Origin of the sequence: Sphingomonas faeni, from assembly GCF_024273235.1 — a bacterium.
Lineage (GTDB): Bacteria > Pseudomonadota > Alphaproteobacteria > Sphingomonadales > Sphingomonadaceae > Sphingomonas > Sphingomonas faeni_A.
Window position 1 is genome coordinate 39238 of record NZ_JANBVH010000024.1, and the last position, 13675, is coordinate 52912.

Sequence of the window (13675 nt, forward strand, 5' to 3'; positions counted from 1 at the left end):
ATAGGTACCGAACGGTAGCTTATCCACCCTTGATGTGGATTGCGGTGCTTTCGTCCGGTCGTACAGACGTCACCCCGCTTGTCGCCACGCCCGGCGCTCCCTAGAGGTTCCGGCCGATGCTTGCCCGCCTAAATCACGTCCGCAACTGGATCTTCGATCTCGACAACACGCTGTACCCGGCGAGCGCGGACCTGTTCGCGCAAGTCGATGCGCGGATGACCGGGTTCATCCAGGATCTGCTCGGCCTCGAGTATGACGAGGCACGGCGCGTGCAGAAGGGATATTTCCACAATCACGGCACGACTCTGTCGGGGTTGATGACCGAGCATCACGTCGACCCGCACGCGTTCCTGGAGCATGTCCACGATATCGAGATGGACGTGCTGGAGCACGACGCGCCGCTGGTGGCGGCGATCGCCAAGCTGCCGGGGCGCAAGCTGGTCTTCACCAATGGCGACAAGCCCTATGCGCTGAAGATCCTCGACCGGCTCGGGCTGGGCGAGAGCTTCGAGGCGATCCACGACATCCACGCGATGGACCTGATGCCGAAGCCGCATGCGTCGGCCTATGCGGGCTTTTGTGCGGCGTTCGATATCGACCCCAGGGAGTCGCTGTTCGTCGACGACATGACGCGCAATCTCGCGCCGGCCAAGGCGATCGGGATGACGACCGTGTGGGTCGACAACGGCTCCGAGCAGTCCCCCGGCGGCGCGCGCGACCACATCGATTTTACCGTGCCGGTGCTTGCGCCGTGGCTCGAAACCATCCTGGAGACATCATGACCTTGCAGACCATCATCGACGCCGCCTGGGAAGACCGCGCCAACCTCGGCCTCGAAACCAAGGGTGAGATTCGCGATGCCGTCGAGTCCGCGCTGGCGATGCTCGATGCGGGCACCGCGCGTGTCGCCGAGCCGACCGGGGCTGAGAATGGGGGCGGCTGGAAGGTCAACCAGTGGCTCAAGAAAGCCGTGCTTCTCTCCTTCCGGCTCAACGACAATGTCGTGATCGACGGCGGTTCGGCGGGCGCGCCGGCGTTCGACAAGGTGCCGTCCAAGTTCGCAGGCTGGGGCGATGCGGAGTTCCGCGCGGCGGGTATCCGCGTGGTGCCGGGTGCGGTCGCGCGGCGCGGGAGCTTCATCGCCAAGGGCGCGATTCTGATGCCGAGCTTCGTCAACATCGGCGCCTATGTCGGCGAGGGCACGATGGTCGACGCCTGGGCGACGGTCGGCAGTTGCGCGCAGATCGGCAGGAACGTGCATCTGTCGGGCGGTGCCGGCATCGGCGGCGTGCTCGAGCCGTTGCAGGCCGACCCCGTCATCATCGGCGACGGCGCCTTTATCGGTGCGCGCGCGGAGGTGGCCGAGGGGGTCCGCGTCGGCGAGGGCGCGGTGCTGTCGATGGGCGTGTATCTCGGCGCGTCGACCAAGATCATCGACCGCGCGACCGGCGAGGTCTTCAAGGGCGAAGTGCCGCCCTATGCGGTGGTCGTGCCGGGCTCGATCGGCGGCGGAGACGGCAAGCCCGCTTTGTACTGCGCTGTCATCGTCAAGCGGGTCGATGCGCAAACTCGTTCCAAAACCTCGATCAATGACCTGCTGAGGGACTGATCGGGTCGACATTCGCGCAGGTGCTGCCTATCCGGGTCGAAACATACCGAGGAGAAATATTTTGACCGCTGCCGCCAGCCAGGTTCTCGACCGCGTCCTCGTCCTCGAAATGGTCCGCGTGACCGAAGCCGCTGCGATCGCCGCGTCCACGCTCGTCGGTCGGGGCGACGAGAAGGCAGCCGATGCAGCAGCGGTCGAGGCTATGCGCGAGGCGCTCAACTCGCTGTACATGGACGGCACCGTCGTGATCGGCGAGGGCGAGCGCGACGAAGCGCCGATGCTGTTCATCGGCGAGAAGGTCGGCTCGGCGATCGGCAAGGGCCCGAAGATCGACATCGCGCTCGATCCTTTGGAAGGCACGACGATCTGCGCGACTGCGGGGCCGAACAGCCTCGCCGTGCTGGCGATCGCCGAAGAGGGCGGGCTGCTGAACGCACCCGACGTCTACATGGACAAGATCGCGGTCGGGCCGGGCTATCCCGAGGGCATCATCGATCTCGACAAGACGCCGACCGAGAACATCATGGCGGTCGCCGCCGCCAAGGGCGTGCCGGCGCGCGACCTGATCGTGTGCGTGCTCGACCGGCCGCGTCACGAGAAGCTGATCGCCGAACTGCGTGCGGTTGGTTGCGGGATCATGCTGATCGGGGACGGCGACGTCGCCGGCGTGATCGCGACGTCCGACCCCGAGACGACGATCGACGTGTACATGGGCTCCGGCGGCGCGCCCGAAGGCGTGCTGGCGTGCGCGGCGCTGCGTTGCGTCGGCGGTCAGTTCAAGGGGCGGTTGCTGTTCCGCAACGACGACGAGCGTGGGCGCGCTGCGAAGTGGGGGATTACGGACCTCGATAAGCAATATGACCTGTCCGAACTGGCCAAGGGCGACTGCATCTTCGCGGCGACGGGCGTGACCGATGGCTCGCTGCTGGCGGGCGTGAAGCGGAAGAAGGGCAAGATGACCACCGAGAGCGTGGTCATGCGCGCGTCTTCGGGGACCGTGCGCTGGGTCAAGGGCGAACATCGGACGGCTTGATCGAGCGACCCGAGCGGGGAGCACCACCCCGGCGAAGGCCGGGGCCCAAATGGGAAACGTCGCTAACGGAGCGATCCGCTTCCTTACTCAGGACGTTCCAATTGGGCCCCGGCCTCCGCCGGGGTGGTGCACTTGGCTAGGGCAGGGGACTGACCAAGTATTGTTTCCCCGCGAAGGCGGGGACCCAGGCTGGGCTCCCGCCTTCGCGGGAGAACAAGGACGAGCGGTGAGGGCGTGAGCGGTGGGAGTGTCGGCATGATCCTTCCCAACGCCCTCCTCCTCGCCACCCTCATGAGCCTGGTCTGGTTCCTCAAGGGTGACCTCCTCGGCTATCGCCGCATCAGGCGCCTCCCCGACACCGCCTCGCGCCAGAAAACCTACCGCCTGTGGATCGCCAAGGCCGTGATCGCCTTCGTCCTGCCCGCCATCATAGGGCTGGCACTACTCGGTCGCCTCGACGCCATCGTCGCTGTCCCCCGCGAGTTCGACGCGCTCCGCAGGCTCCTGCCAAGCCTCGCCGGCGATAGCCGCGCGGAGCTGCTCGGCATGATCGGCGGAAGCGCGCTCGGCGGCCTGGTCATCGGTGCGGTCCTCGCGACGCGGCGCAACTGGCGTATCCTCAAGACGATCGGCAATGTCGGGTCGCTCCTTCCGCGCAACCGGGCGGAGATCGCGCATGCCGCCGCCATGTCGATCGCGGCGGGCATATCGGAAGAACTCGCCTTCCGCTTGTTTCTGCCGTTGCTGGTCGCGCTCGTGTCCGGCAACGCGTTCGTCGCGTTCGGCGTCGCGATCGCGCTGTTCGGCGCGATGCACCTCTATCAGGGGCGGGCGGGCGTGATCGCGACCACGCTCGTCGGCGCGCTGATGGCGGCGATCTACCTGATGTCCGGCGAGCTATGGCTGGCGATGCTCCTGCACGCGCTGATCGATCTCAATTCGCTGGCATTGCGACCGGCGCTGACCGGAGCATGGCGCGCGGCTTGACTTCGCCGGCGCGGGTTCGTCCAATCGCGGCACGGTTCACGAAGGGAAATTCCATGTCGCGCCACGCCCTCCTGCTCGCGCTTGCGGTCACCGCCGCAGTGCCCAGCGCAACCATCGCGCAGACGGGCATGCAGACCGCGGCGCAATCCCCCTTCACCTTCGAGGAGGTGATGGTGCCGATGCGCGACGGGGCGAAGCTGCAGACCGTTATCATGCGGCCGCGCGGAATGACCGGGCCGCTGCCGATCCTGCTCCAGCGCACCCCCTACGGCGTGCCCGATGCGCCGTTTCCCAACGCCAGCCGGTTCGGTCCGCTGATGAAGGACGGCTACATCTTCGTGTTCCAGTCGATGCGCGGGCGGTTCAAGTCGGACGGCGTCTTCACGCTCTCGACCGCGGTGCATGCCAAGGGCAACGGGGCCGGCGATCCGAAAGCGGTCGACGAGGCCACGGACGCCTACGACACCGTCGGCTGGCTGGTGAAGAACGTCTCCGCGAACACCGGCAAGGTCGGCATGTGGGGCGTGTCCTACCCGGGTTTCGCCGCGGCCGTCGCGCTGGCGAACCCGCATCCCGCGCTGAAGGCGGTCTCCCCGCAGGCGGCCTGGATCGATTACTGGCAGTCGGACGACCTCCACCGCAACGGCGCGCTGCGGCTGAGCTATGCGACCGACTGGGTGTCGTCGCTGCAGCTCGACAAGACGAAGAATTCCGACTTCGCCTATCCGAGCGATACGTACGATTATTTCCTCAAGGCGGGCTCGGCGGAGGCGATCGACCGGACCGTCTTCAAGGGCCGCGTGCCGATGTTCACGTCGTTGCTCGATCATCCCAACCACGACAGCTTCTATACCGCGCAGCGCTGGACGGACTCGCTCGGCAAGACGACCGTCCCGACGCTGAACGTCGCCGGGTTCTGGGACCAGGAGGATCCGTGGGGTTCGTGGCAGATCTACGCCAGGCAGAAGCGCAACGACCCCGACAATCTCGCGCAGATGGTGGCGGGGCCGTGGCGTCACGGCGGGTGGCAGGGCACGGCGGATCACCTCGGTCCGATCCCGCTGGGTACGGCCAGCGGTACGCAGTTCCAGGAACAGATCCAGGCGCCGTTCTTCGCCTATTGGCTTCACGGCAAGGGCGCGCGGCCGGACTTTGCGGCGAAGATGTTCCAGTCGGGTTCGAACGTCTGGAAGACCTATCCGGCCTGGCCCCCGACGGGCGCGAAGGCGACGAACCTGTACCTGCACACGGACGGCAGCCTGTCGTTCACCGCGCCGCCGGCCAGCGAGGGGTGCCGCGATTACGTGTCCGATCCGGCGAACCCGGTGCCGTTCCGCCGGCGGCCGATGTCGGCGACCTATGCCAGCCCGGACTGGTCTTGGTGGGAGGCGGACGACCAGCGGTTCGTCGATCACCGGCCCGATGTGCTCGGGTATGTGTCGGAACCGCTGACCGCGGACCTGACCGTGACGGGGGCGTTGTCGGCGACGTTGCAGGCATCGACGAGCGGCACGGACAGCGATTTCGTGGTAAAGCTGATCGACGTGCTGCCCGACGATACCGAGGCGTTCGACGGCCGCACGGCGCAACCGGGCGACTATCCGAAGACGCTGAACGGCTATCAGTTGCCGATCGCGATGGAGGTGCGGCGTGGGCGCTTCCTGGCGAGCGATACGACGCCGCAGCCGTTGGTGCCGGGCAAGGTTATGGCGTGGGACGTGCCGCTGCGCGACCACGACCATGTGTTCAAGGCGGGACACCGGATCATGGTGCAGATCCAGTCGACATGGTTCCCGATGATCGACCGCAACCCGCAATCGTTCGTGCCGAACATCGGGCGGGCGAAACCGGGGGACTATGTGAAGGCGACGCAGAAGGTCTGCGCGGGCTCGCGGATCACGTTGCCGGTTATGCGCTGAGAAGCTTGTTCTCCCGCGAAGGCGGGAGCCCAGACTGGGTCCCCGCCTTCGCGGGGAAACATAAGTCTTCCTTCAGTTCTTCATCCGCCAGCCGGTCTTGAAGATCCAGGCGATGACCAGCAGGCACACCGCCAGAAAGCCCGCCGTCACGGCCAGGCTCACCCCGACCGCGACGTCACCCTGCCCGAAGAAGCTCCAGCGGAAACCGCTCACCAGGTAGACGACCGGGTTGAACAGGCTGACCGTCCGCCACGGCTGGGGCAGCATGTCGATCGAGTAGAACGCGCCGCCGAGGAACGTCAGCGGCGTGATCAGCAGCGCGGGGACGAAATTCAGCTGCTCGAACCCGTTGGCCCAGACGCCGATGATGAACCCGAACAGGCTGAACGCCACCGCGGTCAGGATCAGGAACGCGAGCATCGCGAACGGATGTTCGATGCGCAGCGGCACGAAGAACGACGCCGTCACGAGGATGATCAGCCCGAGGATCACCGACTTGGTGGTAGCCGCGCCGACATAACCGATCACCATCTCCATCGCCGATACGGGCGCCGATAACAGCTCGTAGATCGTGCCCGTGAACTTCGGGAAGTAGATGCCGATCGACGCGTTCGAGATGCTCTGCGTGAGCAACGACAGCATGATCAGGCCGGGAACGATGAAGCTGCCGTAATCGACGCCACCGACATTCTGCATGCGGCTGCCGATCGCACCGCCGAAGACGATGAAATACAGCGACGTCGTGAGGACCGGCGTGACGAGGCTCTGCCACAAGGTGCGCAGCGCACGCGCCATTTCGAAGCGATAGATCGCCCAGATGCCATGGGTATTCATGCGCGTTCCCCCACCAGGTCGACGAAGATGTCTTCGAGGCTCGATTTGCTGGTTTCGAGGTCCTTGAAGCCGATGCCGAGTTCGCTGAGCTTGCGCAGCAACGACGGGATGCCGGTATGATCGGCCTGTGCGTCGAACACGTAGCGGAGGCGCTTGCCGTCGTCCTGGAGCGACACGTCCCACTCTGCGAGGTCGGCGGGGATCGTCGTCATCGGATCCTGGAGCGCGATATCGAGTTCACGCTTGCCGAGCTTCTTCATCAGCGACGCCTTGTCGTCGACCAGCAGCAGCTTGCCCTTGTTGATCACGCCGACGCGGTCGGCCATTTCCTCGGCTTCCTCGATATAATGCGTCGTCAGGATGATCGTCGTGCCGCCTTCGCGCAGGCGGTGGACGAGCTTCCACATGTCGCGGCGCAGCGCCACGTCGACGCCCGCGGTGGGTTCGTCGAGGAACAGGATTTCGGGCTCGTGGCTCAGCGCTTTCGCGATCAGGACGCGGCGCTTCATGCCGCCCGAGAGTTCGCGGATCTTCGCATCGCGCTTGTCCCAGAGCGAGAGGTCACGGAGGACTTGTTCGATATAGTCGCTATGCCCCGAGCGGCCGAACAGGCGGCGGCTGAAGGTGACGGTGGCGAGCACCGTCTCGAACATGTCGACGTTGAGTTCCTGCGGCACGAGGCCGATGCGGCTACGGGCCTGCTTATAGTCGCGGATCGCGTCGTAGCCGGCGACCTTGATCGTGCCGGCGGACGGCGTGACGATGCCGCAGATGATGCTGATGAGCGTCGTCTTGCCGGCGCCGTTCGGGCCGAGAAGGGCAAAGATCTCGCCCTTCTGGATATCGAGGTCGACGGGGTGGAGGGCAGTGGTGCCGCTCTTATAGGTCTTGGTGACGCCCGCGATGGACAGGATCGGTTCGGTCATTGGCACCCCTTTTTCGTGTGGGGAAGATGGGGGTGGGGAGGGGGGAATGATAGGGGCTCCCGCCTTGTTCTCCTGCGAACGCAGGAGCCCAGGATACCGGGCGTTGCGCTTTGTAACCCTGGGCTCCTGCGTGCGCAGGAGAACGGTTAGCCGGTTCTTGCTGCCGCTACCGCCCTTTGCAGGTCTTCCAGCGGCAGTGCCCCCGACAACACGCGGTCGCCTACGACCCAGCTCGGCGTGCCGGTCATGCCGAGCTTGGCGGCGGTTTCCATGTTCTTGGCGATTTCGGCGTCGGCGGTTTTGGTGAAGCTCGCCTGCGTCGTGTCGACCCCGGCCTTGCTCGCAGCGGCGGCGATCGAGGCGTCGCTGACCGGGCCGCCCGCGTAGAGCGCGTCATGGAAGGTGGCGAACTTGCCCTGTTGCGCGGCGGCCAGGCTCGCGCGCGCGGCGATGCGGCTTTCGGCGCTGAGGATCGGGAGTTCGCGGAAGACGACGCGGACCTTGGGGTCGGCGGCGATCAGCTTGGCGATCATCGGCAGGCTCGCGCGGCAATATCCGCAATTATAGTCGAAATACTCGACGAGCGTGACGTCGCCCTTGGGGTTGCCGGCCCAGGCGCTGCCGAATGGCGTGAGAATCGCGTCGCGGTTGGCGGTGACGGTCTTGCCGGACTCGCGGTCGCGCAGTTTCTCCATCGCCTCGGGGAGGATCTCGGGGTGCGCCAACACATAGTCGTGGACGATCGATTCGACCTGCGCGCGCTCGACGCCGCCGCCCTGACGGTCATAGCCCCAGACCGCGAGGCCCCCGAGGGTGGCGCCGATCAAGGCGACGGCGGGAAATACAAGTTTGCTCATTTGCGGCGCTTATACTGCTTGGGATTGTCGTCCATCTCGTTCTGCGCGGCCATCGCGATATCCTGCGCGCGGATCCAGTCGGTCGTGTTCGCCGGAATGTTCGCCAGCGCATATTGCGCGCTCGCCGACGCGGTCCGCATGTCGCCGCCCATGCTCGCGCGCTCGGCGGTGGCGAGCGCGGCGCGCGCGGTGTCGCCGGTCAGTTCGTAGACCGTGCCGAGCTGCATCCACGCGAACGGGTTCTGGTCGTCGCGACCGACCGCGGTGCGCAGGACCTTCGTCGCCTCGGGGTAGTTCGCCTTGTTCTCGGTCGCGATCAGCGCATGGCCGAAGGTGGTGGCGATCAGCGGGTTGTTGCGCGAGCCTTCGGTCGCCTCGCGCAAGGGGACCAGCGATTCGTTGGGCTTGCCCGCCTCGAGCAGGATCTGCCCCTTGATCTCGAGAAAATACGGGTCGGTCGGCTCGGCCTTCACCAGCGCGTTCGCCTCGGCATCGGCTTTGTCGGGGTAGCCGGCCTTGTGGTACGCATAGGCGCGGGCATAGTGCGCGTAGATCGACTGGTCGCTCGGCGGATAGGCCTGGAGCGTCTGGTCGGCGGGCATGACGTAGCCCGCGAGCTTGGCCTTCACGCGACGGAAGCGTTCCTCCAGCGCGGCGTCGGGCTTGTTGGCCCAGGCGGGCGAGGCCTGCAGGTCGGCGGTCAGCGTCGCGACGCGCTCGCCCGAGAGCGGATGCGACTGCATGAACGGGTCGATGTTGGCGGTGCCGTAGCGATATTCCTGCTGCTGCAATTTCTTGAAGAAGCTCAGCATGCCGCGGCCGGAGACGTTGGCCTCGCGGAGGAATTTGGCGCCGGTCGCGTCTGCGGTGGATTCCTGGACGCGGCTGAACGAGAGGTAGCTGCCCATCGCCGCTTGCTGGCCCGCCGCCATGATGCCCGCGCCCGCTTCGCCGCTGCCGGCGGCCATCGCGGCTAGGCCGAGGACCATGGAAAGCAGGTACATGCCCATTGCGGGCTTGGTGCCGCGATCGGCGAGGACGACATGGCCGTCGGCGATGTGGCCGAGCTCGTGCGCGATGACGCCCTGGACTTCGTTGGCGTTGTCGGCGGCCTGGATCAGGCCGGAATGGACGTAGACGGTCTGCCCGCCGGCGACGAACGCGTTGATCGACTCGTCGTTGATGAGGACGACCTTCACGTCGCGCGTCGAGAGCCCGGCGGCCTTGATCAGCGGGTTGGACATCTCCGCGAACATGGTTTCGGTTTCGGCGTCGCGGAGGATCGACTGGGCCTGGAGGGGCGTCGTCCAGAGGAGGAGGGCGGTGGCTGCGGCGGCTACGAAGCGCTTCATATTACGGGGTATCGTCGATTGGGGGCGGGGGGGCAATGGTCGTGCGGTGAGGGGGGCGGCGAGCGTGCGGCGGAGTGAAGTATAGGAAGTGCAGACGCTGGGAGCGGTTTTTGCGGGGTGGATGGGAGAGGAATTGGCATTGGGAGAGGGGAGCAGGGTTTGCTCGTGTAGGACAGGGGTTTGGGGGGGCAGGTGGGGACGGCTCGTCGTTTCCGTTATCCTCCTCTTTCGCTCCGTCATCCCAGCTTTCGCACCGTCATCACGGCTTTCTCACCGTCATCCCAGCGAAAGCTGGGATCTCATCGTTTGGCGGGCGTCGCGTGCCACGGGGGATACCCCAGCTTTCGCTGGGGTGACGGGGTTTGGTTTGCGGTGTTGGTTGCGGTTGCGGGTTTGATTCGGAGTGGCGGGATTTGGTTTGCGGTGTCGGGGTTTGATTCGGAGTGGCGGCGTTTGGTTTGGAGTGGCGGGGTTTGGAGTGGCGTGGCGGGGTTGGAGTGGCGTGGCGGGGTTTGATTCGGAGCGGCGTGGGGACGCGTTCGAGACGGTGTTGCCGAGAGGGTGCCGCCAAATAGCTACCACCCTGGCGGAGGCCGGGGTCCAATTGGGGGACCGGGCTAATCGGGGGCAGCGTGCCGTTATTGCCACCTCTCCAATTGGGCCCCGGCCTTCGCCGGGGTGGTGGTTTGCGTGGAGGGGCAGGCGTGCCCTGCCTGACGCGCGAGCAACATAAAAACCTAGCATCGCCCCTGTGGCTTGTTCACCCGCGAAGGCGGGTGCCCAGCCTGGGTCCCCGCCTTCGCGGGGACACAAGCTTTCGGCTTTCCCGCGAGGGTGCGTTGGCCGCTCAAGGCTGCCAGACGTTCGAAGGGGCGATCCAACCCGCAAACGAAAACGGGCGCGACCTTTCGGTCGCGCCCGTTCTTGACGGCTAGGCTCCAGCGTTAGCCGAACGTGCGCTGCCACCAGCCGCGGCGGGGGGCGCCGTCGGGGTCGTCGTTGGTGTCCGAGGTCGCGACGTCCTGCGGCTGGACTTCGGCCTTGGGCGGGACGGTCTCGATCGGCGTCGCGAGCGGCTCGCTGGTCGGGGCGGCGTCGCCGGCTTCGACCACGGCCACCTTCCGCGGGCGACCGCGGGGCTTGGCGACCTTGGCGGGTGCTTCCTCAACGACCGCCTCTTCAACCGCTGGCGCTTCGACCGCGGCGTCCGACGCCTTGCGACGCGTGCGCTTGGGCTTGGGCGCCGACGCTTCGATGGTCTCGGCGGGCGTTGCGCTCACCTCGTCCATCGTTGCCTCTGCGACCGCTTCGCGACGGCGACGACCAGGCTTCGGAGCCGCCGGCTCGGCCGCGACGGGCTCGGGAACGATCGGCGCCGGAACCACTGGCTCCGGTGCAACCGTCTCGGCTTCCGCCTCGACCGCGCGTGGCTTGCGACCACGGCGAGCCTTGGGTGCTGCATCGGCCACCGCCTCGGCGATGTTCGCCGCTGCGGCCGCCGCGCGTGCCCGCGGACGACGGCGCATCTTCGGGCCCTCGGCCACTTCCGCGACCGGGGCTTGCTCCATAGCGGGCTCGACGGCCGGCTCGTAGGGCGGCTCGGCATAGGTCGACTCGACCGGCTCGTACGCTTCCGGCTCGGGAGCCTCGGCGATCAGCTGGGCGTCGTCGACGCTGCTGACGGCCACGTTGCCCTGCTCGTTGCGGCGACCGCCGCGACGACCGCGACGACCGCGACGACGACGGCCTTCGCCCTCGACGCCATTCGCCTGCTCGGCAGGCGCGCCGTTCTCGATCGCTTCGCCACCGCCGACTTCGACGATGTCGCCCTCGACCTCGTCGATTTCCTCGACGTTGGTGTCGGCGTCCTCGAACGAACCGTCCTCGTTGACGCCCTCTGCGGCGCCCTCTTCACCCGGACGCGCACGACCGCGACGACCGCGACGACGACGACGCTTCTTGCCGCCTTCACCATCGGCATCGCGACCCTCACGCGGCGCACGCTGCTCTCCATTACCCTCGCGAGCCTCACGACGGCGCGGCTGCTCGGCCTCGGCCTCCTCGACCTCTTCCTCCTCGATCTCGTCCTCGATCTCCTCGGGGAGGTCGTCATCGTCTTCTTCGATGATCTGGACGAACTTCGGTGCGTGCGCAGGCGGCGGGCCGCTGGCCTCGACCGTCATGTGTGCGCCCTCCTCGTCCTGGCCGGGGATGATCTCGACGATCACGCCGTAGCGATCCTCGATCTCCGAGATGTCGGCACGCTTGCGGTTGAGGATGTAAACCGCCGCTTCCTGGCTCGCGCGCAGGGTGAGCAGCGAACCACGACCGCGGGCGGCCTCGTCCTCGATGAGACGCAGTGCTGAGATGCCCGACGACGACGCAGTGCGGACCAGACCCGTTCCCTCGCAATGCGGGCAGGGGCGGGTGGACGCTTCGAGCACGCCGGTGCGCAGGCGCTGGCGGCTCATTTCCATGAGGCCGAACGACGAGATGCGCCCGATCTGGATGCGCGCGCGATCGTTCTTGAGCGCCTCCTTCATCGCCTTCTCGACCTTACGGACGTTGGAATTGTTATCCATGTCGATGAAGTCGATGACGACGAGCCCGGCCATGTCGCGCAGGCGGAGCTGGCGGCCGATTTCCTGCGCGGCCTCGAGGTTGGTGGCGGTCGCGGTCTGCTCGATCGAATGCTCGCGCGTCGAACGGCCCGAGTTGATGTCGATCGAGACGAGCGCCTCGGTCGGGTTGATGACGAGGTACCCGCCCGACTTCAGCTGGACGACCGGATGGTACATCGCCGACAGCTGATCCTCGACGCCGGCGCGCTGGAACAGCGGCACGGGGTCGGCGTAATGCTTGATGCGGCGGGCGTGCGTCGGCATCAGCAGGCGCATGAACTCGCGCGCCTGGCGATAGCCGTCCTCACCCTCGACGATGACCTCTTCGATTTCCTTGTTGTAGATGTCGCGGATCGCGCGCTTGATCAGGTCGCTGTCGCCATAGACGAGCGCGGGGGCCGACGCCTTCAGCGTGGCCTCGCGGATGCCGTCCCACAGGCGGGCGAGGTAATCGAAGTCGCGCTTGATCTCGACCTTCGAGCGCTGGAGGCCCGCGGTGCGGACGATGCAGCCCATCGAGGGCGGCAACTGCATGTCGGCCATGATCGTCTTGAGGCGCTTGCGATCGCCCGCGTTGCTGATCTTGCGCGAGATGCCGCCGCCGTGCGACGTGTTCGGCATCAGCACGCAGTAGCGACCGGCGAGCGACAGATACGTGGTGAGCGCCGCGCCCTTGTTGCCGCGCTCCTCCTTGACGACCTGGACGAGCAGCACCTGGCGGCGATGGATCACGTCCTGGATCTTGTACCGGCGGCGCAGGTTCATGCGACGCTCGCGCAGATCCTCGACCGCGGCGTCGTCGCCGTTCGACTTGCGCTTGCGGCGCGGGGCCTCGCCGGCTTCGTTGCCCTCGAGCTCGTCGGCGACGTCGGGATCTACCCCGCCATCGTCCTCGAAGCGCTCGATATCGTCCTCGTCGTCACCCTCTTCGTCGTCCGAATCGTAGTCGGCGCGCAGCGCGGCTTCCTCGGCGGCGTGCTCGGCCTCTTCACGGAGCAGCGCGTCGCGATCTTCCTTGGGGATCTGGTAGTAATCGGGGTGGATCTCGCTGAAGGCGAGGAAGCCGTGGCGATTGCCGCCGTAATCGATGAACGCCGCCTGGAGCGACGGCTCGACCCGCGTGACCTTGGCGAGGTAGATATTGCCCTTGAGCTGCTTGCGTTCGGCACTCTCGAAATCGAATTCCTCGATCCGGTTACCCTTGACGACTGCGATCCGGGTTTCTTCCCGGTGGCGTGCGTCGATCAGCATGCGCGTTGTCATAATAGATTCTCCGCGCGCGCGCCGGGCCTGTCGGCAGCCGTCGCGCGCTTGATGGTGGTGCGGTCGGGCACGGACGCCCGGACTCGCGGATGGTGTGCGAAACTGCCTCTGCGCGAAGTGCATGCCGCGGGAACTCTCCCTGCGGCGCCCGCACGACCGCGAGTCCGTCGGCGAAGGCCGGTCGGAGTGCGGGGCGGGGGGAATGCGTCATTCGAGCGTCAACCTGAAGTGCCGCGCCGGCGAAGGATCCGCAGGCGGGCGTGGAGACCGGCGC

General features: G+C 66.6%; 10 protein-coding genes. 5 read left to right on the forward strand and 5 right to left on the reverse strand.

Annotated elements, in window-relative coordinates; all coding sequences use genetic code 11:
* Window positions 1-116 precede the first annotated feature (116 nt).
* The 5 genes from NLI89_RS13810 (at window position 117) to NLI89_RS13830 (ending at window position 5548) form a co-directional block, all read left to right on the forward strand.
* A complete protein-coding gene (locus NLI89_RS13810; RefSeq protein WP_254687540.1) occupies window positions 117-782 on the forward strand; it encodes a pyrimidine 5'-nucleotidase in 666 nt (221 codons plus the stop codon).
* Window positions 779-1609: a 2,3,4,5-tetrahydropyridine-2,6-dicarboxylate N-succinyltransferase gene (dapD, locus tag NLI89_RS13815; protein ID WP_254687541.1), complete on the forward strand. Its 831-nt coding sequence runs from the start codon at window positions 779-781 to the stop codon at window positions 1607-1609. Before NLI89_RS13810 ends, dapD begins: the two co-directional genes overlap by 4 nt.
* A 61-nt stretch (window positions 1610-1670) precedes the next feature.
* Window positions 1671-2642 (forward strand): class II fructose-bisphosphatase, encoded by a 972-nt coding sequence (gene glpX, locus NLI89_RS13820; RefSeq protein WP_254687542.1) that lies wholly within the window; start codon window positions 1671-1673, stop codon window positions 2640-2642.
* Between the two features lie 255 nt (window positions 2643-2897).
* A complete protein-coding gene (locus tag NLI89_RS13825; RefSeq protein WP_254687543.1) occupies window positions 2898-3629 on the forward strand; it encodes a CPBP family intramembrane glutamic endopeptidase in 732 nt (243 codons plus the stop codon).
* Between the two features lie 53 nt (window positions 3630-3682).
* Complete coding sequence (locus tag NLI89_RS13830; protein ID WP_254687544.1) at window positions 3683-5548, forward strand: CocE/NonD family hydrolase; 1866 nt, start codon at window positions 3683-3685, stop codon at window positions 5546-5548.
* A 72-nt stretch (window positions 5549-5620) separates the two neighbouring features.
* Here the strand turns inward: NLI89_RS13830 and NLI89_RS13835 are convergent, their stop codons facing one another.
* From NLI89_RS13835 to NLI89_RS13855, 5 genes are all read right to left on the reverse strand, one after another.
* Complete coding sequence (locus NLI89_RS13835) at window positions 5621-6382, reverse strand: ABC transporter permease (protein WP_254687545.1); 762 nt, start codon at window positions 6380-6382, stop codon at window positions 5621-5623.
* Window positions 6379-7308, reverse strand: a complete 930-nt coding sequence (locus NLI89_RS13840; RefSeq protein WP_254687546.1) for an ABC transporter ATP-binding protein — start codon at window positions 7306-7308, stop codon at window positions 6379-6381. The genes NLI89_RS13835 and NLI89_RS13840 overlap by 4 nt, the downstream gene beginning before the upstream one ends.
* 146 nt (window positions 7309-7454) lie before the next feature.
* On the reverse strand, window positions 7455-8165 hold the full coding sequence (locus NLI89_RS13845; protein ID WP_254687547.1) for a DsbA family protein: 711 nt from the start codon (window positions 8163-8165) through the stop codon (window positions 7455-7457).
* Window positions 8162-9517: a M48 family metalloprotease gene (locus NLI89_RS13850; protein WP_254687548.1), complete on the reverse strand. Its 1356-nt coding sequence runs from the start codon at window positions 9515-9517 to the stop codon at window positions 8162-8164. Before NLI89_RS13850 ends, NLI89_RS13845 begins: the two co-directional genes overlap by 4 nt.
* A gap of 944 nt (window positions 9518-10461) precedes the next feature.
* Window positions 10462-13389, reverse strand: a complete 2928-nt coding sequence (locus NLI89_RS13855) for a ribonuclease E/G (protein ID WP_254687565.1) — start codon at window positions 13387-13389, stop codon at window positions 10462-10464.
* Window positions 13390-13675 lie beyond the last annotated feature (286 nt).

Coding starts and splice junctions, on each gene's coding strand:
- NLI89_RS13810 (WP_254687540.1), top strand. CDS start 117: ATGCTTGCCCGCCTAAATCACGTCCGCAACTGGATCTTCGATCTCGAC.
- dapD (WP_254687541.1), top strand. CDS start 779: ATGACCTTGCAGACCATCATCGACGCCGCCTGGGAAGACCGCGCCAAC.
- NLI89_RS13825 (WP_254687543.1), top strand. CDS start 2,898: ATGATCCTTCCCAACGCCCTCCTCCTCGCCACCCTCATGAGCCTGGTC.
- NLI89_RS13830 (WP_254687544.1), top strand. CDS start 3,683: ATGTCGCGCCACGCCCTCCTGCTCGCGCTTGCGGTCACCGCCGCAGTG.
- NLI89_RS13835 (WP_254687545.1), bottom strand. CDS start 6,382: ATGAATACCCATGGCATCTGGGCGATCTATCGCTTCGAAATGGCGCGT.
- NLI89_RS13840 (WP_254687546.1), bottom strand. CDS start 7,308: ATGACCGAACCGATCCTGTCCATCGCGGGCGTCACCAAGACCTATAAG.
- NLI89_RS13845 (WP_254687547.1), bottom strand. CDS start 8,165: ATGAGCAAACTTGTATTTCCCGCCGTCGCCTTGATCGGCGCCACCCTC.
- NLI89_RS13850 (WP_254687548.1), bottom strand. CDS start 9,517: ATGAAGCGCTTCGTAGCCGCCGCAGCCACCGCCCTCCTCCTCTGGACG.
- NLI89_RS13855 (WP_254687565.1), bottom strand. CDS start 13,389: ATGCTGATCGACGCACGCCACCGGGAAGAAACCCGGATCGCAGTCGTC.